18 protein-coding genes and 1 other RNA gene are annotated in these 21,424 nt (G+C 62.7%); 13 read left to right on the top strand and 6 right to left on the bottom strand.

The features are described 5' to 3' along the window. Window position 1 precedes the first annotated feature (1 nt). Genes ACYVGK_RS07745 through asnS form a run of 4 tightly spaced genes read right to left on the bottom strand, consistent with a single transcriptional unit; the run spans window position 2 to window position 2,173 of the window. Complete coding sequence (locus tag ACYVGK_RS07745) at window positions 2–316, bottom strand: hypothetical protein (protein WP_460732784.1); 315 nt, start codon at window positions 314–316, stop codon at window positions 2–4. Continuing rightward, a complete protein-coding gene (locus ACYVGK_RS07740) occupies window positions 313–621 on the bottom strand; it encodes a hypothetical protein (protein WP_460732783.1) in 309 nt (102 codons plus the stop codon). The genes ACYVGK_RS07745 and ACYVGK_RS07740 overlap by 4 nt, the downstream gene beginning before the upstream one ends. After that, complete coding sequence (locus tag ACYVGK_RS07735; RefSeq protein ID WP_460732782.1) at window positions 618–773, bottom strand: hypothetical protein; 156 nt, start codon at window positions 771–773, stop codon at window positions 618–620. The genes ACYVGK_RS07740 and ACYVGK_RS07735 overlap by 4 nt, the downstream gene beginning before the upstream one ends. Next, a complete protein-coding gene (gene asnS / locus ACYVGK_RS07730; RefSeq protein ID WP_460732781.1) occupies window positions 773–2,173 on the bottom strand; it encodes an asparagine--tRNA ligase in 1,401 nt (466 codons plus the stop codon). Before asnS ends, ACYVGK_RS07735 begins: the two co-directional genes overlap by 1 nt. A 174-nt stretch (window positions 2,174–2,347) precedes the next feature. Here asnS and ACYVGK_RS07725 point away from each other — a divergent pair, with 174 nt between their 5' ends. From ACYVGK_RS07725 to ACYVGK_RS07670, 12 genes are all read left to right on the top strand, one after another. Further along, window positions 2,348–2,689, top strand: coding sequence for a HesB/IscA family protein (locus ACYVGK_RS07725; RefSeq protein WP_460732780.1), 342 nt, complete (start codon window positions 2,348–2,350; stop codon window positions 2,687–2,689). Window positions 2,690–2,776: 87 nt separating this feature from the next. After that, window positions 2,777–4,558 carry a DUF885 domain-containing protein gene (locus tag ACYVGK_RS07720; RefSeq protein WP_460732779.1) on the top strand — a complete coding sequence of 594 codons (1,782 nt, stop codon included), beginning with the start codon at window positions 2,777–2,779 and terminating at the stop codon, window positions 4,556–4,558. A 193-nt stretch (window positions 4,559–4,751) separates the two neighbouring features. After that, window positions 4,752–5,171, top strand: coding sequence for a 30S ribosomal protein S6 (gene rpsF / locus ACYVGK_RS07715; protein ID WP_460732778.1), 420 nt, complete (start codon window positions 4,752–4,754; stop codon window positions 5,169–5,171). An 11-nt stretch (window positions 5,172–5,182) separates the two neighbouring features. Beyond that, on the top strand, window positions 5,183–5,413 hold the full coding sequence (gene rpsR / locus ACYVGK_RS07710) for a 30S ribosomal protein S18 (RefSeq protein ID WP_031372470.1): 231 nt from the start codon (window positions 5,183–5,185) through the stop codon (window positions 5,411–5,413). Window positions 5,414–5,522: 109 nt separating this feature from the next. Next, on the top strand, window positions 5,523–5,975 hold the full coding sequence (gene rplI, locus ACYVGK_RS07705; RefSeq protein ID WP_460732777.1) for a 50S ribosomal protein L9: 453 nt from the start codon (window positions 5,523–5,525) through the stop codon (window positions 5,973–5,975). A 303-nt stretch (window positions 5,976–6,278) separates the two neighbouring features. After that, entirely contained in the window at window positions 6,279–7,691 is a 1,413-nt protein-coding gene (locus tag ACYVGK_RS07700) for a replicative DNA helicase (RefSeq protein WP_460733443.1), read from the top strand. Window positions 7,692–7,754: 63 nt separating this feature from the next. Continuing rightward, the gene (gene alr / locus ACYVGK_RS07695; protein WP_460732776.1) at window positions 7,755–8,879 is read left to right on the top strand and encodes an alanine racemase; all 1,125 of its coding nucleotides are present in this window, start codon (window positions 7,755–7,757) and stop codon (window positions 8,877–8,879) included. A 96-nt stretch (window positions 8,880–8,975) separates the two neighbouring features. Then, entirely contained in the window at window positions 8,976–10,523 is a 1,548-nt protein-coding gene (locus ACYVGK_RS07690; protein WP_460732775.1) for a WS/DGAT/MGAT family O-acyltransferase, read from the top strand. Between the two features lie 143 nt (window positions 10,524–10,666). Then, window positions 10,667–11,377, top strand: coding sequence for an OmpA family protein (locus ACYVGK_RS07685; protein ID WP_460732774.1), 711 nt, complete (start codon window positions 10,667–10,669; stop codon window positions 11,375–11,377). Window positions 11,378–11,544: 167 nt separating this feature from the next. Continuing rightward, window positions 11,545–11,898: a transfer-messenger RNA gene (gene ssrA, locus ACYVGK_RS07680) on the top strand. Window positions 11,899–12,316: 418 nt separating this feature from the next. Beyond that, the gene (locus tag ACYVGK_RS07675; protein ID WP_460732773.1) at window positions 12,317–16,807 is read left to right on the top strand and encodes an RHS repeat-associated core domain-containing protein; all 4,491 of its coding nucleotides are present in this window, start codon (window positions 12,317–12,319) and stop codon (window positions 16,805–16,807) included. 2 nt (window positions 16,808–16,809) lie between these two features. Continuing rightward, on the top strand, window positions 16,810–17,268 hold the full coding sequence (locus ACYVGK_RS07670; RefSeq protein WP_460732772.1) for a hypothetical protein: 459 nt from the start codon (window positions 16,810–16,812) through the stop codon (window positions 17,266–17,268). A 564-nt stretch (window positions 17,269–17,832) separates the two neighbouring features. On the opposite strand, the gene ACYVGK_RS07665 is transcribed toward ACYVGK_RS07670, so the two are convergent. Next, window positions 17,833–18,066, bottom strand: coding sequence for a hypothetical protein (locus ACYVGK_RS07665; protein ID WP_460732771.1), 234 nt, complete (start codon window positions 18,064–18,066; stop codon window positions 17,833–17,835). Between the two features lie 138 nt (window positions 18,067–18,204). Between ACYVGK_RS07665 and ACYVGK_RS07660 the strand changes: the two genes are divergently transcribed. Then, window positions 18,205–20,385 (top strand): CHASE domain-containing protein, encoded by a 2,181-nt coding sequence (locus tag ACYVGK_RS07660; RefSeq protein WP_460732770.1) that lies wholly within the window; start codon window positions 18,205–18,207, stop codon window positions 20,383–20,385. 440 nt (window positions 20,386–20,825) lie between these two features. Here ACYVGK_RS07660 and smpB read toward each other — a convergent pair whose 3' ends face one another. Then, window positions 20,826–21,350, bottom strand: a complete 525-nt coding sequence (gene smpB / locus ACYVGK_RS07655) for an SsrA-binding protein SmpB (RefSeq protein WP_460732769.1) — start codon at window positions 21,348–21,350, stop codon at window positions 20,826–20,828. Window positions 21,351–21,424 lie beyond the last annotated feature (74 nt).

Genomic DNA, 21,424 nt, shown 5'->3' with positions numbered 1-21,424 from the left:
CTCAGCGCCGCGGCGGCAGCTTCTGGATCATGCGTTGGCGCAGCGCATCGTCGTCGTCGGCCTGTGGCGGCACCAGTTCTTCCAATGCGAAGCCTCGATCGGCCGCGTCGTCCTTGTCGAGACCATCCAGTGCGACGAATTCGGCGTCCATCAATGCCGCACGCGCGGTGTCCTCGCTGTCGTAGGGCAGGGTGGCGCCGTCGCTGTCGAAGACCTCAGCCGTTCCGGCTTCAAGAACACGCAGGCGCGCCCAGATCACCGTGCGGCCGAGCGTGGCCAACCACCATTCGTTATGTGCGTCATCAAGACTGGTCATGCGGATACCACCGTCGACAGGGCCCAGAGCAGGCCGGCCAGGATCAGGGCGATGATGATCGTCAGCAGCGAAATGCGTGCGGGCGACGCCAGGCCGGTGAGGTTGCGATCATTCGCGTCGATGTAACCGCGGCGCAGCAGCCAGCCCAGTGCCCTGGGATTGAGAAACGCGCCCGGACCCAGTTGCGAACCGATCGCCGGATGCCGGTCACGGATATGCACCAGCGCCAGCGGCCAGAAGATCACGAACGCACACGCGCCAGCGATGGCGGTAGCGACGAAGAGCAGGGCGAAGAACAGGATCATGTCTTGTTGTCGTCGTCATCCCGGCGAATGCCGGGATCCAGCTTTATGGAGTTCTGCGGTCTTCGAAAAACGGGGCAAGCAACGTCAAGTGCTGGATCCCGGCATTCGCCGGGATGGCGAAGCAGTTGTGCCGCTTCCAGCAGCCGCGTCATCAGAAATCCGCACTACCCGGTGCACGCGGATACGGAATCGCATCGCGGATATTGGCCAGGCCGCACACGTACACGACCAGGCGCTCGAAGCCCAGGCCGAAGCCGGCGTGCGGCACCGTGCCGTAGCGGCGGAAGTCGCGGTACCAGCCGTAGTGCGCCGGATCCAGGCCGAACTGCGCCATGCGCGCGTCGAGCATGTCCAAGCGCTCCTCGCGCTGCGAACCGCCGATGATTTCGCCGATGCCAGGAGCCAGCACGTCCATCGCGGCGACGGTCTTGCCGTCGTCGTTGAGGCGCATGTAGAAGGCCTTGATGTGTTCGGGGTAGTTCATCACCACGACCGGGCGACCGACATGTTCCTCGGTCAGCCAGCGCTCGTGTTCTGTCTGCAGGTCCAGGCCCCATTCGACCGGGAATTCGAACTTCTTGTTCGACTTCTGCAGCAGCTTGATCGCATCGGTGTAATCGATGCGTTCGAACGGCGCGTTGATGAAGGATTCCAGGCGGGTGATCGCATCCGGCTGCACGCGCTCGGCGATGAAGGCCATGTCGTCCATGCGCTCGTTCAGCACGGCGCGGAACATGTACTTCAGGAAGGCTTCGGCGACATTCGCGTCCTCGTTGAGGTCGGCGAAGGCGATTTCCGGCTCGATCATCCAGAACTCGGCCAGATGGCGCGAGGTGTTGCTGTTCTCGGCGCGGAAGGTCGGGCCGAAGGTGTAGACCTTGCTCAGGGCCAGGCAGTAGCCCTCGACGTTGAGCTGGCCGGACACGGACAGGAAGGTTTCCTTGCCGAAGAAGTCGCGGCCGAAGTCGACCTCGCCGTTGCTGGTGCGCGGCAAGTTGGCCATGTCGAGCGTGGACACGCGGAACATCTGGCCGGCGCCTTCGGCGTCGGACGTGGTGATGATCGGCGTGGAGATCCAGTAGAAGCCCTGCTCGTGGAAGAAGCGGTGCGCGGCCTTGGCCAGGCAGTCGCGAATACGGGTCACTGCGCCGAACAGATTGGTGCGTGGGCGCAGATGGGCGAATTCACGCAGGTATTCCAGCGAATGCTGCTTGGGCTGCATTGGGTAGGTGAGCGGATCTTCGACCCAGCCCAGGACTTCCAGCTTCGACGCCTGGATCTCGAATGCCTGGCCCTGGCCTTGCGACTGCACCAGGGTGCCGGTGGCGATCACCGCGCAGCCGGTGCTGAGGTGCTTCACTTCGGATTCGTAGTTGGGCAGCGTGGCGGGCGCGACGACCTGGATCGGCGCGAAGCAGGAGCCGTCGCTCACATTTACGAAGCTGAGGCCGGCCTTGGAATCACGGCGGGTGCGCACCCAGCCGCGGACCGTGACTTCGCCGCCGGCAGGCAGCTTGCCTGCGAGCGCATGTTCGACGCTGACCACCGTCATGCCTTGAATCCTGGCCGCCACGGGCCGATATGGGGAAAGGCGGGAGTTTACCCGCCCGCGGACGCCCGCGGACGAAATGAAATGGCAGCCTCGCCAATGCCGCGCGCGCGGCTGATAGCAGCAACGCGCGGACTGCACGACCTATAATGATTGAGCACCAATTTGGAGTACCCCATGGCCGTCACCCTAGCTCCCGCCGCTCTCGCCCGCGTCCAGCGCTATCTCGTCGAGACTCCCGACGCGATCGGCCTGCGCTTCGGCGTGACCCGTACAGGGTGCTCGGGTTGGCAGCACTTTGCCGACCTGGCCAAGGACGAGCGCGAAGGCGATGCCGTGTTCGAGCAGGACGGCGTGCGGATCTACATCGATGCCAAGAGCCTGGAAATCGTCGATGGCACGGAAATCGACCTGATCAAGCAGCGCCTCGGTGAGCAGTTCGTGTTCCGCAACCCCAATGCCAGTGCCGAGTGTGGTTGCGGCGAGAGCTTCACCACGGAAGCCGACCGGGCCGCCTAATTCTCGGCGGGCAGTCCCAACCTTAGGCAGGGGGACGCCCGGAAGCCTCACGCTAGACTCCCGCCATCCACGGTGAGGAGCCTTCCCATGTTCCGACGTCCTTCGACTGCGCTCAGGACATGCCTTGCCGCTTCGGCGGCGCTGCTCGTTGCGTTCATCGCGCCCGTGCAGGCGCAATCCGCTGACGCCACGCGAGCGCTGCATCAGCTGTTCGACGAGGAGTGGGAGCGCGGGTTGCGCGAGAACCCCGTCAGCGCCAGCTACCAGGGTGACCCGCGTTACAACGATCGCTGGTCCGACGCGAGCCTGGCCGCTATCAAGGCCAGCGAAGCCGCCGACCGCGCCGCGCTCGCGCGCATCCGCGCCATCGATCGCAACGCGCTGTCTCCGGCCGAACAGCTGAACTACGACACCTTCCTGTGGTTGCAGGAAAAGTCGGTTGCGCGCCAGAAATTCCGTACCTATCTGCAGCCCGTCGGCCATATGGGCGGCGTGCAGACCCTGGATGGCGTGGCCGAAGTCCTGCCGTTCGCCACCACCAAGGACTATCGCGACTGGCTCAAGCGCATGGACGCCTTGCCGGTGCTGGTCGACCAGACCATCGCTCTCATGCGCGAAGGGGTGAAGGCGGGCAGCATGCCGCCCAAGGTGCTGATGCAGCGCGTGCCGCGCCAAGTCGCGGCGCAGATCGTCGATGATCCCGCGCAGAGTCCGTTCTACCGGCCTTTCGTCAAGTTCCGCGATGGCGTGCCCGAAGCGGATCGCGCCGGGTTGCAGGCCGAAGCGCAGCGCATCATCCGCGAACGCATCGTGCCGGCCTACAGCACACTCCAGGCCTACTTCAACAACGAGTACCTGCCGAAGACCCGCGAGTCCATCGCTGCGACGGATCTGCCCGACGGCAAGGCGTATTACGACTATCTCGCCGGCTACTACACGACCACAAATCTGACCGCCGACCAGATCCATGCGATCGGTCTCAAGGAAGTAGCGCGCATCCGCGGACAGATGGAGAAGATCAAGACGGAAGTGGGCTTCAAAGGCACGCTGACCGAATTCTTCACCTTCTTGCGCACCGATCCGCGTTTCTTCGAAAAGACACCGCAGGCGCTGCTTACCCATTACCGCGAGATTTCCAAGCGCATCGATCCGGAACTGGTGAAGGCGTTCCGGACCATTCCGCGCCAGCCCTATGGCGTGCGCCCCATCCCGGACAACGTCGCGCCCGATACCACCACGGCGTACTACCAGCCGGGCGCCTCCGATGGCAGCCGTGCCGGCTTCTACTACGTGAACCTGTACAAGCCGGAAGTGCGTCCGACCTGGGAAATGATGCCGTTGTCGCTACATGAGGCCGTGCCGGGCCATCATTTCCAGTTCGCGCGCTCGCTGGAGCTGCCCGACGCGCCGATGTTCCGCCGAACCGCCTACTTCGTGGCCTACAGCGAGGGTTGGGGTCTGTATGCCGAGCAGCTTGGCTTCGACATGGGGCTGTACGACGACCCTTACGACCGCATGGGTCAGCTGGCCTATGAAATGTGGCGGGCGGTGCGGCTGGTGGTCGACACCGGTATGCATGCCAAGGGTTGGAGCCGGGAAAGGGCGATCGCGTTTTTCAAGGACAACGCCCCCAAGACCGACCAGGACATCGTCAACGAGATCGACCGGTACATCGGCGATCCGGGCCAGGCGCTGGCCTATAAGATCGGCCAGCTGAAGATTTCCGAGCTCCGGGCTCGGGCCAAGGCCCAACTGGGCGGCCGGTTCGACGTGCGCGACTTCAATGACGAGGTCCTGTCGACGGGTTCGGTGCCGCTGGAGGCGCTGGAGCGGCACATCGACGCCTGGATAGCGGCCAAGAAGGGGTAGGGCGGGCCTCGACCCGCCACCGGCGGGGCATCGCGTGCGCCTGCGGTTTGCACCTAACCCTTTGAACCTGCCATAATTTCCGGCTCCCGCGGCCTCGGCTACCGGGAGACCTTGCCCCACCGTGGCCATCCCGGCTGCTGGGGGGCTACCGGAAGGCCATCCCGGGCTTCCGGCATCCACAAGGAACCATCCAATGCGTCATTACGAAGTCGTGTTCCTGGTCCATCCGGACCAGAGCGAGCAGGTGCCGGCCATGATCGAGCGCTACAAGTCGCTCATCGAAGGCGGCGAAGGCAAGGTCCACCGTCTCGAAGATTGGGGCCGCCGTCAGCTGGCCTATCCGATCGAGAACCTGGTCAAGGCTCATTACGTCCTGCTCAACATCGAGTGCTCCCAGAGCGCGCTGAACGAGCTGGTCGACGGTTTCCGCTTCAACGACGCCGTGCTGCGCCACCTGGTCATGAAGCGCGACGCGGCCGACACCGAGCAGTCCCTGATCATGAAGTTCAAGGACGAAAAGGGCGACAAGCCCGAGCGTCGTCGCCGTGACGATGAGAGCGACAGCGCGATCGGCAACGCCGATTCCGCCGCCGACGAAGCCGAAGCCGCTTAAGGAGCACTGAAATGTCCAAGTTTTTCCGTCGCCGCAAGTTCTGCAAGTTCACGGCCGAAGGCGTCAAGGAGATCGACTACAAGGATCTCAACACCCTGCGCCAGTACCTGACCGAAACCGGCAAGATCGTGCCGAGCCGCGTGACCGGCACCAAGTCGAAGTACCAGCGCCAGCTGGCAACGGCCGTCAAGCGCGCCCGTTTCCTGGCCCTGATCCCGTACACCGACAACCACAACGCCTGATGCCGACGGCGCGGAGCCTCTGGTTCCGCGCCTGTCCATCTCAAGTAGTCCATTCGGACAGCAAACGCTGCGGGGCAATGCGCCTCGCTAACGAATACGGAGCACCACCATGCAACTGATCCTCCTGCAGAACGTCACCAACCTCGGCAAGCTCGGCGACAAGGTCAACGTCAAGCCGGGTTACGGCCGCAACTTCCTGGTCCCGCAGGGCAAGGCCGTGCCGGCCACCGCCACCAACCTGGCCGAATTCGAAGCCAAGCGCGCCGAATACGAAGCCAAGGCGAAGGCCCTCCTGGACGGCGCCGAAGGCCGCAAGGCCGCGCTGGAAGGCGTGGAAGTCAGCATCACTGCCAATGCCTCGACCGAAGGCAAGCTGTACGGCTCGATCAGCCCGCGCGACATCGCCGAAGCGCTGACCAAGCTGGGTCACAAGGTCGAGAAGTCGGAAGTCGTGCTGGGCGAAGGCCCGCTGCGTCGCACCGGCGAGCACGAAGTCGTCGTGCACCTGCACGCTGACATCGACACCACGGTCAAGGTCATCGTGGTCGGCGAAGTCGCCTAAGCGATCCACCTGTTGTACGAAGCGGGCGCCTTCGGGCGCCCGCTTCTTTTTGGGCAATCCTTTTTGCATTGCCGCAAGAGTCGCTGACCAGCGGGTCACCCTCTTGGTCATCGCTGCACGGTTTGCCCGTCATAAGCAGGCACCGTCTCAGTCTCTGAGATTCCCACCGGTTATCCACAGAGTTGTCTGCAACGCATCAGCGTAGGGGCGACTAGGATGACCGGCCAGATCGGCAACAGCGTCAAGCCACCATCACTAGAACCGGATCGCCACGACGGTCCGCACAGGGGAGTCACCGCACTGATGAGCGCACGCCAAGGATTGCGCCCCGATCCCGCTTTTCAGACCCGTCGCGACAAGAGCATCGACCAGCTACGTGTACCGCCCCAATCGGTGGAAGCCGAACAGGCGGTGCTGGGCGGGTTGATGCTGGCGCCCGACGCCTGGGACCGTGTCGCCGACCGCATCACCGACAGCGACTTCTACCGTCGCGATCACCAGCTGATCTACCGCGCGATCCGCGAGCTGGCGGAGAAGAATCGTCCGTACGACGCGGTGACGCTGGGCGAATGGTTCGAGTCGATGGGGCTGAGCGAGCAGGTCGCCGGCGGCGCCTATCTCATCGAGCTCGCCGCGACCACGCCCTCGGCCGCCAACATCAGTGCGTATGCGGACATCGTCCGCGACAAGGCGATCCTGCGTCAGCTGATCGATGTCGGTACCGACATCGTCAACAACGGTTTCCAGCCTGAGGGTCGCGACAGCGGCGACATCCTCGAGGAAGCCGAGCGCCAGGTCCTGGCCATCGCCCAGGCCAACAGCACCGGCAAGCAGGACTTCACCGCTGTCACCCAGGCGCTAGCAGAGGCTTTCGACCTCCTGCAGACCCGATACGCCAACGGCGACGGCGTCACTGGTCTATCGACCGGCTACGTCGAGCTGGACATGATGACCGCCGGCCTGCAGAAGACCGACCTGATCATCCTGGCGGCGCGTCCGGCGATGGGTAAGACCACGCTGGCGTTGAACATGGCCGAATACGCCGCGTTCCGCAGCAAGCAGCCGGTAGCGGTGTTCTCGATGGAAATGTCGGCCAGCCAGTTGGCGATGCGTCTGATTTCCTCGGTGGGTCGAGTCAACGCCCAGCGCCTGCGTACCGGCCAGCTGGAAGACGAGGACTGGAGCCGTGTCACCAGCGCGATCCGCCAGTTGCGCGAGGTCAAGATCTTCATCGACGACGAGCCAGGCCTGTCGCCGGTCAAGCTCGCCGCCAAGGCGCGCCGCCTCAAACGCGAGCATGGCCTGGGCCTGATCGTGATCGACTACCTGCAGCTGATGTCGGTGCCGGGCAACAGCGAAAACCGCGCGACGGAAATCTCGGAGATCTCGCGTTCGCTCAAGGGCCTCGCCAAGGAACTGCAGGTCCCCGTGATCGCGCTGTCGCAGCTCAACCGCTCGCTGGAAACGCGTACCGACAAACGCCCGGTGATGGCCGACCTTCGCGAATCCGGCGCTATCGAGCAGGACGCGGACATGATCATGTTCATCTACCGCGACGACTACTACAACAAGGAAAACTCGCCGGACAAGGGCCTGGCCGAAGTGATCATCGGCAAGCAGCGTAGCGGCCCGACCGGGTCGATCAAGCTGAAGTTCTTCGGCGAATACACCCGCTTCGACAACCTGTCGCACGACTCGGTGGGCAGCTTCGAGTAATCACCGCCTGTCCACCCCGGTGGGGACGGCGTTGCACGGGATGCCCCGCTACAATCGCGCGACATGAGCGATCTCGTCAGCCAGCGTCCCACCCGTATCGTGGTCGACCTCGATCACCTGGCCTTCAACCTGCGCGCCATTCGCGCGCAGGTCGGCGTGCCGGTGATGGGCATCGTCAAGGCCAATGCCTACGGGCACGGATTGGTGCCGGTGGCCCTGCACCTGCAGACACAGGGCGTGGACCAGCTTGGCGTGGCCTTCGTCGAGGAAGGCATCGCATTGCGCAAGGCCGGCATCACCGCGCCGATCCTGGTGCTCGGCGGCATCTTCGGTCCGCAGATCGCACAGTTCATCACCCGCGATCTCGAAATCACCGTGTCCTCGCTGGACAAGCTCCGGCAGGTGGAAGCCGCCGCGCAGGCGCTGGGGCGCAAGGCCGTCGTCCATCTCAAGATCGATACCGGGATGGAGCGCATCGGCGTTCACAGCTATTCGGCGAAGCCCTTCATCGAAGCGGCCCTCGCTTCACAGTGGTGCGTGCTCAAGGGCATCTATTCGCACCTCGCCTGCGCGGACGATCCGGCCTCGCCGATGACGATGCAGCAGCTGGAGCGCTTCCTGGATGTCTGCGCGCACATCGAGCGCGTGGGTGCACCGATGCCGATCCGGCATCTGGCCAACTCCGGCGGCATCCTACATTTCCCGCAGACTCATCTGGACATGGTGCGTCCGGGCATCCTGCTATACGGCGTGCTGCCCGATCCGGCATCGCAGGCCACGGTCGCGGTGAAGCCTGCGCTGTCCCTGGTTTCGCAGGTCGTCTACTTCAAGGTGGTCAAAGCCGGCAATCCGGTCAGCTATGGCGCGACCTGGACTCCCGAACACGACACGCGCGTCGTAACCATTCCGATTGGTTATGGCGATGGCTACCCGCGGGCGTTGTCCTCGCGCGGGGAGGTCCTGATTCGTGGCCATCGCTATCCCGTAGTCGGTCGCATCTGCATGGACCAATTCATGGTCGATATCGATCGAGACAGCGCCTGGAACGAGGACGAAGTCGTGCTGATCGGCGCGCAGGGCGACGCCCACATCACTGCCGAAGCATTGGCGCAGACCGCCGGCACGATCCCCTACGAAATTCTTACCGGCTTGAACGAGCGCATCCCGCGCGAATACCGCCACGGCTGAGCGCACGGCGCACCGCCAGCACTCCATACGCGTTGACGCTGTTTGCGCCTGCGTGATTCACTCGCTGAACGTGACGCGAAGGTAATGGAGAAGTGCATGGCAACGGCACGACTGCGCAAGGGCACCGTCAAGGACAGCGCCGACAAGAAGCGCACCGCCAAGGAGCGGGCCCAGCGCATCCGCGCCACGCGTCGCGAGCCAATGGCGAAGGTTGACACCGCCTGGCTGCGCATGGAGCAGCCGACCAACCCGATGATGATCACCGGCGTGCTGATGTTCGCCGAGGCGATGTCGGTCAACGAGCTGCGCAAGGTCATCAGCGAGCGCTGGCTGGCCTACCGTCGCTTCCGCCAGAAAGCGGTCGACACGGCGGCCGGGGCATTCTGGGAAACCGATAACGATCTTGACCTCGACTGGCACGTGCAGCTCACGGCTCTGCCAGGCCGCGGCGGCAAGCGCGCGCTCGAGAAATTCGTCAGCCAGCTGACCTCCACGCCGCTCGATACCGGGCGGCCGCTCTGGCAATTCCACCTGGTCGAGAAGTACGAGGGTGGCTCGGCGCTGATCGCGCGCATCCATCACAGCTATGCGGACGGCATTGCGCTGGTGCAGGTGCTGCTGTCGCTGACCGACACCACGCGCGAACCCGGCAAGGGCAGCGATCTCCAGCAGGCTTGGTTGAAGCAGGACGGCGCCGACGTCGCGCGCCGGGTTGGTGCGGCGGAGCGCTACATGAAACTCGGCACCAAGGTGGTCGAGAAGGGCATGGAGATGTACCGCGATCCGACGCTGGCCGCGGTGTTGGCGAAGGAGGGCGGTGAAATCGGCCGGGAGCTGTTGCATGCGATCACGCTGCCCGACGATCCGCCGTCGCTGCTGCGCGGAAAGCTCGGTGTCAGCAAGCGTGTCGCCTGGGCCGAGCCGCTGGATCTGGAGGAAGTGAAGGCTGTCGGCCGCGCCTGCGAATGCACCGTCAACGACGTATTGATGGCGACTGCCGCCGGTGCGTTGCGCCAATACATGCTCGAGCGTGGCGATCATGTCGACGGACTCACCCTGCGCGCCACGGTTCCGGTAAACCTGCGTCCGCTGGAACACGCCAAAAAGCTGGGCAATCACTTCGGCTTGGTTTTCCTCGATCTTCCGGTCGGCGAGGAGAATCCGATCCGGCGCGTGGAGCGCGTCGCCGAGTGCATGAACAACCTCAAGCATTCGCGCCAGGCGATCGTCTCGTTCGGACTGCTCGCCGCATTGGGCATGGCGCCGACGGCGGTACAGAGCCTCGCGCTCGAACTCTTCAGTCGCAAGGCGACGATGGTGGCGACCAATGTGCCGGGGCCGTCGCAGACCTTGTACATGGCCGGCTGCGCGCTGCGCGACATGATGTTCTGGGTGCCCCAGACCGGTTCCATCGGCGTGGGCATATCCATCCTCAGCTACAACGGCCGCGTGCATTTCGGATTGATCTCCGATGCCAAGCTGATTCCCGATCCCGATGGCGTGATCCAGCGTTTCGGCAGCGAATTCGACAAGCTGCTGTACCTGTCGCTGATGAGCAACTGGGATGCGCGGCTGGATGGGCCATCGGCCGATGCGCTGTTGCCAGAAGGCACCCGCCGGGCGATCGAGTTCCTCGCAGGCTGAAACGAGATCCCGTTTATCGTGCGTTGAAGCGCATAGGTGGTTTCGTCACCTGCTGAAGACATTTCCGCGCTTAGCGTTCATTCCTGTTCATGAACGAGCTGCCATCGTTCCGGCGCGCGTCATGTACCCCATAGGAGAAAGGAATGAATACGCAACGCAATCTGATCGTAGCTGCTGCTCTCACCACGCTGCTGGCCGCCTGTGCCACGACGCAGGGTGGCTACTACGGCAGCTCCCAGCCGACGCAGCAGCCGCAGCCCACGGGCCAACAGACCGGCATGAGCAAGACCAAGAAGGGCGCGCTGATCGGCGCCGCCGTGGGTGCCGTGGCCGGTCTGCTCAGCGGTGACGACGCGACCGAACGGCGCCAGCGCGCCCTGGTCGGCGCCGGTGTCGGTGGCCTTACCGGTGGCGCCATCGGCAACTACCAGGATCGCCAGGAACGCGCCCTGCGCGAACGCATGGCCGGCACCGGTGTCGGCGTGGTCCGCCAGGGCGACAACATCACCCTGAGCATGCCGGGCAACATCACCTTCGCCTTCAACGACGCCAGCCTGCAGCCGCAGTTCTATCCGGTGTTGAACGACGTGGCGAGCACCCTGGCCGAGTACAACCAGACCGTCGTGGAAGTGGCCGGCCACACCGACAACGTCGGCAGCGACGCCTACAACCAGGAGCTGTCGGTGCGCCGCGCCAATTCCGTGGCTGCCTATCTCTCCAGCCATGGTGTGATCCAGCAGCGCCTGATTACGGTCGGCGCGGGCGAATCGCGTCCGATCTCCACCAATGAAACCGACGAGGGCCGTGCACAGAACCGCCGCGTCGAGATCACCCTGGTACCGGTCCGCAGCTGAGGCTGCGGCATCGCAGGGGAGGAACGGGGCGGGCAACCGCCCCGTTTTTCTATGTGATCGCCGGGGCGCGGCGAAGAAGGCGTTGAATCCACGCTGATGTCGAGTCCTAGCGCTTGAGATCGACAGCGCCGCCCCTATACTGCTCGGGTCAGCGTTTCGCTGTCCCCGGGGGTGCACTGGCTTCGACGGGGGTCGCAAAGTCGCTTGGCGCATGCCGAGGGGGTAGCTTTCCTCGTAAATCCAGCTGCAAAACTCTAGTTGCCAACGACGACAACTACGCTCTCGCCGCTTAAGGCGTAAGCCCCGAAACTGCTTGTGTCCGTGCTCGCAGCGTAGGGTCATCATCACGGAATCGCTGGAAGTGGCTGCCTGTCAGCTTCCGGCTAACCTAAAGCAGGCTGGTCCCCGGATGCGCTTCGCGCACCGTGCTGTCCGGGGGCGAGATCCAACGGTGAGCTAAGCATGTAGTGCCGGGGATGGAGTGCCTTCGGACGGGGGTTCAATTCCCCCCACCTCCACCAATTCACTGTCTGTCTTGGGCAGTTCAACAAAGGTCGGTAACCGAAAGGTTCCGGCCTTTTTTGTTGGAATGTCCGCCGGGATTTGTCGCTAGCAGCAGAAGTTCGCCGGTAAGCCGCGCCGAGTCCGCGGAAAGGCCAGGCTCGGTGTGGGAGTTCAGAAAAGTCCTACGCAAGATGTGGCCGAAGTCTGATTGCCAAGCAAAGCAAACTTTCCGATCATCTCCAAGCCATTTACGAGCTCTCACGAGGGCAACTGCATATTGGCGCCAGCTTTTGTGGTTGGAGTGTCGACGGAGCAGTGAATCGCACCGTGATTGAAATAATGCAATTTGCTACTTAGTCAGAGCGCTTTATCACGGGCCGCTCTGGGATCTTTGGCAAGGAATGCGCGCCGGGAAGCCGGCTAGGAGTGGCTTGGATGCTTTTGGAAAAGAGCGCGCGCGAGATGTTGCTTGCGCTGATTCTCTTGTTGTCATTGTGCTGGTCGGGGTCTGCTTCGGCCGCGATGTACTCGAACCAGATGGCGGCCTATGACGGCTGCATGGCGTCCACTAAGCTCAATTACGAAGCGCGGATTGCCGATTCGAAGGAATATCGTTGCCGGCGTTCTGGGCCAAACCTCAACTCGTATGTTGGGGAGATTTGGCTGCACAACTGCGACGGGTGTGCTTATTTCTGGAGCGGCTACTACGGCGTCGGGGAATGGCCGTATGTGTCGTTCGAACTCCCTAAGAATCTTGGGCCTGGCACCGGCGCTTGCTGCGCGGCGGCCCCGCGGGGTAACCCGCCACACGGCAACGATGCTGGTAACCCCATCAACGTGGCGACCGGCAACAAGCATCAGCGTGAAGTCGATCTGGAACTCTCGGGCCTGCTCGGGTTTGTGCGCCAGTACAACAGCTATGGCGCGTTCCAGCAGTACGGGCTTGGTGCAGCTTGGACACACACCTATTCCAAGCGCATTGAATACTCTGCCGCTCAGTACAACGGACGCGTGGTAAAGCTGCATCGGCCAACGGGAGGCTATCTGCTGTTCTTGAAACAGCAAGACGGGTCTTGGCTGCCCGATACGGATGTATTTGATACGTTGGCGACAAACAAGGATGCCAACGGAACCGAGATCGGCTGGACCTACACCAACCGCAGCACCGGCGAAGTCGAGGTTTACGACACGCTTGGACGTTTGCTCACGATCTCCAATCGAGCCGGCGATACGGCGTCTCTGGAATACAACGGAGGTGTTGTAACGGGCACTGCGCAGGACCTGCTGCTCACGCGGATAACAGATCGCGCGGGCCGCAGCCTCACCTTCCACTACGATGCCTCAAGTCGCCTCGATCAGATCACGGACGCCTCGGGGCAGGTTTACGGGTATTCCTACGATAGCCAGGGCATGCTTTCCGGCATTGCTTACCCCGGGGGCGCGACCAAGGAGTACCTGTACAACGAGACGACGTATACCGCCGGGGCGAATCTGCCTTTGGCCCTGACCGGGATCGTGGACGAGTCGGGCCAGCGCTTCGCTACCTTCAAATACGACACCTCGGGCCGTGCGGTTTCGACCGAACACGCGGGTGGCGTCGAGAAGAACACCGTTGCCTACAGTGGCGACACGGCAACAGTGACCGACCCGCTGGGCAATCCGCAATACCGCAACTTCGTGACCCATGTGGGCGTCAAGAAGCTGACGTACCTACTCAATCAATGCTCCACCTGTCCAACCTCCGCGAGCACGTACTCGTTCGACTCAAACCTCCACCTCGACAACGTCAAGGACTTCAACGGCACCATCTCTGACCATGATCGCAGCGTTGACGACTTGGAGACGCAGCTGATCGAGGCCAAAGGCAGGCCGACCCAGCGCAAGACTCAGACCGATTGGGATAGCTCACTGAGGATGCCGCTAGAGCGTCGCATCTACGACGCTGCCAATGTGCTGGTTGGCAAGCAAACATACACCTACAACGCGCGTGGCCAGATCCTGACCGCGACTAGCGTCGACCCGGTTACGAACGCCACCCGCACGAGTACCACCACGTATTGTGAACAGGCCGACGTTACCGCCGGCACCTGCCCGGTGTTGGGACTGGTGACCTCGATCAACGGCCCGCGCACAGATATCAACGACATCACCACGTATACCTACTACCCCAGCGACGACGCCACCTGCGCAACGTCGCCGACCACCTGTCCGCATCGCAAGGGCGATCTGTGGATGGTGCAGGACGCACTGGGCAACATCGCAGAGACGCTCAGGTACGACGGCGCCGGCCGCGTGCTGTCGATAAAGGATGCCAACGGCGTAGTCACCGACTTCGAATACCACTCGCGGGGCTGGCTTATCGCCCGCAAGGCCCGTGGCACGGATGGCGCAATCGAAACGGACGACCAGATCACCCGCATCGAGTATTACCCGACGGGACTGGTGAAGAAGACCGCGCTGCCCGACGGCAGCAACACGAGCTACACCTATGATGCCGCGCATCGCCTCACCGATATCACGGACGGCGTAGGCAGTACGATCCACTACACGCTGGACAATGCAGGCAACCGGACCAAGGAAGACACGAAGGACAGCGCTGGGACGCTGGTGCGTACGCTCTCAAGAGTCTTCAACAAGCTTGGCCAGTTGCAGACGAACAAGGACGCCTACAACCACGGAACCGGTTACATCTACGACGCCAACGGCAACGCCGATAAGGTGACCGACGCGCTCAGCCGCGTGACCGATAGCGACTACGACGCACTGAACCGTCTCACCCAGACGATCCAGAATGTCGGCGAACTCAATGTCACTACCCAGTTCAAGTACGACGCGCGCGACAACCTGACCGAAGTCATCGACCCGAAGAACCTCTCGACCAAGTACACGTACAACGGCCTGGGTGACCTGAAGCAATTGGATAGCCCGGACACCGGCGTCACCAGCTACACCTACGACAGCGCCGGCAACCGCAAGACGCAGACGGATGCGCGCAATGTCACCGCTACCTACGGTTACGACGCGCTCAACCGTCTGGTGTCGGTCAGCTATCCCGACAGCAGTCTCAACGTCGGCTACAGCTACGACATCGCGGCCACCGCGTGCGCCGGCGGCGAAACCTTCGCCGCCGGCCGCCTGAGCCTGATCACCGACGGCAGCGGTAGCACGCAGTACTGCTACGACCGCTTCGGCCAGATGGTGCGCAAGGTCCAGACCACGGCGGGGCAGAACCTCACCGTGCGCTACGGTTACACCAAGGCCGGACAGCTGAGCAGCGTCACCTACCCGGACGGTACCGTCGCCGACTACGTGCGCGACAACCTCGGTCGCACCACGCAAGTCGGTGTGACGCGTCCGGGTGTTAGCCGCCAGATCCTGCTGACTTCGGCGAGCTATTACCCGTTCGGCCCGGCATCGGAATGGGTGTTCGGTAACGGGCGGCTGTTCCAACGCACGCTCAACCAGAACTACCAGCCGGGTGTGGTCCAGGATCAGAGCACTGCTGGTCTGTCGCTAGGGTATGAGTTCGATGCGGTTGGGAATCTGGTGAAGCTGCGTAACGGCAATCAGAGCGAACCGCCGTTGCGGCGGTATGTCTACGATGCGCTCAACCGTTTGACTGAAACCCACGACAGCACCACGGATGCGTTGTTGCAGGGATATGGGTACGACGGCACCGGTAATCGCATCAGTGCGACGAATGGTGGCGTCACTACCGCTTACACACTGGCAACGAACAGCCATCGGCTGACCGATGTCGGCGGTGTGGCGCGTACGTATGACAGCGTCGGCAACACTACTGCTATTGGCGGAGCGGCGCGCGAGTTCGTCTACAGCGATGCCAATCGCATGAGTGCGGCGAAGCAGGGCGGTGTCACAGCGATGAGCTACGCCTACAACGGCAAGGGCGAGCAGGTGCGCCGCAGCATCGGCGCCAACGGCACCGCGACCGTGTACGACGAGGGCGGCCACTGGCTGGGCGACTACGACAATGCTGGCAATCCGACCCGGCAGGTCGTGTGGCTGGACGATCTTCCGGTGGGCCTGATCGTGGGTGCGGCGGCGACGAATCAGCCGTTGAACTACATCGAGGCCGATGCGCTGGGCACGCCGCGCACGGTGATCGAGTCGACGCGCAATGTGGCGGTGTGGAGTTGGGCGTTGACTGGGGAGGTGTTTGGTAAGGATGCGCCGAATGAAGACGTCGACGGCGACAGTGTGAGTTTGGCGTTCAATTTGCGGTTCCCGGGCCAACGCTACGATGCGGCAAGTGGTCTCAATCAGAACTACTTCCGGGACTATGACCCTTCGACGGGCAGCTATCCGGAAAGTGACCCGATTGGTTTGAACGGGGGTATCAGCACCTACGCCTACTCAGGGAGCAATCCGCTAACCCAGGCCGATCCCTTTGGACTGGACTGGATTGAGTACAACGGACGCCAGATGAGCTTGTACGGCGGCAAGCTTGGCGATCGTTCGCAGTTGAAGCGGCAATGCGCTGCCAGCTCCGGGCAGAATGTGCCGGGCTACTTCGACTATAGAAACTCGGCGTATCAGAACGTTCCGGGCTATGGCCCGACGCCAGAGGGACTCTATTCCGTAAATCTTGTGCCCAATCCGAATCGCATTGCGAACGTGGCTCCTGGTGGCTACCTCACCCCGAACCCTAACGGGGGCATTGAGAGAATTCCTGCGGGTGGTGAGCAGTCCTGGGGGAATTGGCGTGCGCGGTTGATGCCGGCTCCGGGAACCAATACATATGACCGAGACAACATGTACCTCCATGATTCGACCAAGGGGGAGACTCATGGCTGCATTGAAACTTGCAGTGGGCTGCTGGATAACCTCCTTCAGTTGCGGGCGGCGGGTGTCAAATCGATCGACGTTTTTGTCGACTATCCCGGAAACATTCGAACAGGACATTGAGCATGAAGATTCTTCTAGGCCTCCTATTGGCGATGCTGAGTTGCGCCTCATGTGCTACCACTGCAGGGCATGTGGTTGATATATCCGGACTCAGTGCGACATACGACAGAACACAGCCAGTTCAGCTAACCCTGAAAAACGTCAGTCACGTAAAGGTCCGTGCTTATGCCAACCTTGAGGTCATGGATGAGAGTGGGCAGTGGGTTACTTGGCCGTTCCGTGTAGAAGATGGAACGCCAGGCGCCGTTTCGAAGATTTATCCGCTGAATCCTTCGGGCGCGACAACGCTCGTTTTTGATATCCAGAAGATCGAGCTTCCTCCTATTCCTGCAGGACAGAAGCCGAAATTGGCGGAGCAGCTCAAGTTCCGTTTTCGTGTGGTGGTGCTACATGCCACTAGCGAAGACCGAACGGGTGAGTTTTTCTCCGAAGCATTCGTGATTAGGAAGCCTTACGGGTAAGAGTCCTCCGCGCTATTCCGCGATGGTCTCAGGATGATGGGCCGTACCGACCACGGCCTATCGAAGATGGTCTTGATGTCAGAGGGGAGCAGACCATGCTCCCCCAACCCTCTTGCGTAGCTATTCCGTGCTCGACTGAATATTTCGAGCACGATTTCGTCTTCGGCGGTGTGCTGCAACTCACGATGTAAAGCAGGAAGTCCCGGTCCGGCATAGGCGTATAACCATCCGGGCCCATCCAGAACTGGGCGTGCAGCTGCCGCCACAGCTAGGCGTATTCCCGCTGACCGCCGATCATGGAGTCGTAGCGCGCTGCGAACAGCAGGCCCTGCAAAATTGGGGTCAGAGTCGACTTTCCAGCCCGAAGATTGGGCCGCACGGCGGTTAAAACGCGCCCTACGCGAGGGGCCTTGCGCCGGACCCCGGAGTGCCTGCACCTTGTCATTTGTCTGACGTGATGGTCTTGGGGAAAGCTAATGCTTCCCGATTTCTCTTGGCGCAATGCGCTGCGCTGACACTCGAAGGAAGTTCGTCTCAGCGAATAGCGCACACTGAGGCAACACCTCACGAGAGCGGGGAGCTGCTCCCACCCTGATCACGAAGCATGGCCAACTCCGGCCACAGCTCTTCTTCCCCTTCAGTGACGCGCAGAAGGTGAAGCGCCACCGCTGTCGGGCTTCGGCCCGGCACCGCATCCGCATGCAGGCGGAAGTGCGAGATCAGTTTGGCCTCGGTCTTGCCGACGGCCATCTGGCATACCGGGCAATTCGGAATGACCTCTGGTTCTTCTTTACCCATTGCCAGGCTCCCATCATGAAATCTGCGACGCGATGACGCGTCGGCAAGGCTTCCCTCTGGCGCTAGCCTAGCGGTCCTACCGGCGCCTGCAAGATCCGCAAGGCGGGAACAGCCTCCCCAACTTGTATGCTTGTCCCCATGGGGACGCCCGGATCCACCCAGACACCGGAACGTCATCGCCCCGGGCTCCTGCCGCGGGGCGGGTACCTGTTGGCGTTGCTGGTGCTGCTCGGGGCGCTCTGCCTGGTGCTGGTCACCTGGTACTACGCCCGCGAACGTGAGCTGCGGGCCGCGGAGGCGCGGTTCGCCTCGGATACGGCCGAGATTTCGGAGCGCCTGCGGCAGCGGCTGATCTATTACGAACTGGTCGGCCGAGGCGGCACGGCGCTATTCGCATCGATGGCGCGGCCGACGCCGCGGCAATGGGCCGACTACACGCAGAGCATGAATCTGCCCCGGCGCTTTCCGGCGGCGCGAGGGCTGGGCTTCGTCGGCTATGTCAGCAACAACCGCCTGGATGACCTGCAGCTGGAGTGGCGCGATTCCGGGTACGGGCAACTGAGCGTACTGCCGCACGGAATGCGGGCGAACTACGCCCCGGTGCTCTACCTGGAGCCGCGCACGGCCGCCAACGTTGCCGTGATCGGCCTGGACCTGCTGAGCGATCCGGCCAGCCAGCCGGCGCTGTGGGCGGCTATGGGAACCGGTACGCCGCAGCTCAGCGGACGGTCATCGGGCGGGTTCCAAGGCGACCTGATGCTCTACATCCCCGTTTATCGCAGTGGCGACCATCCGCTGACGCCCACGGCGCGCGAGCAGTCGCTGCAGGGCTGGGTGTATCTGCCGTTCAACGTCGAACGTTATGTGGCCACTACGCTGAACGGCGATTACCAGAACGTCGGCCTGCGCATCATCGATACCAGCGGAGGCGATCAGCTGCTGTTCGTGCAGGCGGGGGCAGGAGAGACATCGGCGTTCCATCAGCAATCCGCATTGGACTTCTATGGCCGTCATTGGCGGCTGGAGTTCGATTCGCCGCCGGAATCGATCGTCGCGCCGCATCTGCGCGGTTTGGAGAGCATGCTCGCGCTGGGTTTGCTCGTCAGTCTGCTGCTCTACGCAATCGTGTGGACGCTGGCGCGCACCGAGGATCGGGCGACGGAGATCGCGAAGCGGCTTACCGAGGAATACCGGCGCAGCGAACAGCGCTTCCGCATATCCATGCATTACTCCGCGATCGGCAAGGCGCTGCTCGACAGCGAAGGCGGGATCGTGGAGGTCAATCCGGCGTTATGCCGCATCGTCGGGCGGAGTGCGAAGTCGCTGATCGGCGTGGCGTTCGAATCGTTGTTCGAGGGTGATGATTCTTCATTGCGACCTCACGATGACGGCGAAACCGACGCAAACGGCGTGCACCGCGTGACCCGATTGCTGCGTCGCGAAGGCGATCTGCCACGGCAGGCGCAACTGACCTATGCACCGGTGCCGGGCAATGTCGGCCAGGACGTCACCGGCCTGGTCCAGGTCGAAGACGTCACCGATCGCGTCCGGGCACAGGCACGCGTGCAGGCGCTCAATCGCACGCTGGAGGCACGCGTCGATGTGCGCACGCGCGAGCTGCAACATGCCAATCAGGAGTTGGAGTCGTTCGCCTACAGCGTGTCGCACGATCTGCGCGCGCCGTTGCGCTCCATCGAAGGCTTCAGCCGCATCCTCGTGGATCGTTATGAAACCCAGCTCGATGAAAGCGGTCGCGATTATCTATGGCGCGTGCGCAAGGCAGCGCTGCGCATGGGCGAACTGATCGAGGCATTGCTGCAGATCTCGCGGCTGGTGCGGGCTGAGTTGCGGCGGGAACCGGTCGAATTGAGTCGCATGGCTTTGGAAGTGATCGATGAATTGCGCGCGGATGATCCGGATCGCGAACTGGCCGTGCGCATCGTGCCTGGCCTGACGGCCATGGGCGATGCGGCGCTATTGCGAAACCTGCTCGGGAATCTGCTGGGCAATGCGTGGAAGTTCACGCGGGGTCGCGAGCACGCGATGATCGAATTTGGCGTGGTAGATCATGCGGGCAGGGAAGCCGAGTTCTATGTGCGCGATAACGGCGCGGGCTTTGCGCAGTCCTATGCCGATAAGCTGTTTCGCCCGTTCCAGCGCCTGCATTCGCAGGAAGAATTCAGTGGGCATGGCATCGGGCTGGCTTCGGTGAAACGGATCATCGAGCGCCATGGTGGTCGTATCCGCGCAGAGGGACGCGAAGGCGAGGGCGCGGTGTTTTATTTCACGCTGCCGGGTGAGCGGGTTGGCGAGGATTGATCGGCAGGTCACCCACAAGCGGCGCCTCTTCGCTCCCTGCCCCTCGCCCCGCTTGCGGGGTGAAGGCGTGCTGCTCGCGCGCCACTGGCGCGCGCACGCCTTAACGCCCTCGCGCTATGCGCGAGGACTGGGAGCAGTGTGAGCGACCGCGTGCGCAGCAACGCAGGGTGAGGGGAGGTGAGTCCGCACGGAACAGCTCTCCATCCTCGCAACAACAAACAAGAAGAGCGGCTCGCTACGCTCGCCGCCCCTCATCTGCCCTTCGGGCATCTTCTCCCCGCAAGCGGGGAGAAAGAGCAGTAGCTTCTTCGCGGGACTTGCCCCTCGCCCGGCCTGCGGGGAGAGGGACAGCGTTGCGCAGCAACGCAGGGGGAGGGGAAGTGAGTCCGGCCGGAACAACTAAAGCAAAGCCGCATGGAGACTTACCACGAGCCCCGTAATCACGCGTCCTTGTTATGCCGACGCATCACGCGCTGCTTCTCGCGCGCCCAGTCGCGTTCCTTGCTCGCTTCGCGCTTGTCGTGGGTCTGCTTGCCCTTGGCCAGTGCGATTTCGGCTTTGACCTTGTTGCCTTTCCAGTACAGCGCGGTCAGCACCACGGTGTAGCCATCGCGCTGGACCCGGCCGATCAGGCGGTCGATCTCGCGCCGGTGCAGCAGCAGCTTGCGCGTGCGCCGGTCCTCGGGGACGACGTGGGTGGAGGCAGAAATCAGCGGGGTGATCTGCGAGCCGTACACGAACATCTCGCCCTCGCGGATCATCGCGTAGGCGTCGACGATGTTGGCGCGACCGGCCCGGATCGCCTTCAGCTCCCAGCCCTGGAGCGCCATGCCGGCTTCGAAGCGCTCCTCGAGGTGGTACTCGTGGCGGGAGCGCTTGTTGAGCGCAATGGTCTTCACGGCGTCGCCGCTGCCACCCGCCTTTCCTTTATCCTTGCTGGTCTTGCTGCTGGAATTCTTTGCCATCGCGCCATTCTCCCATGCTGGCGAGCGCGATGCGCACCGATCGGAACACGCTTAGCAGAGCCCGCTGTCCAGAA

Source organism: Lysobacter tyrosinilyticus (genome assembly GCF_054779815.1).
This window is presented reverse-complemented; position numbering and strand designations above follow the sequence as displayed.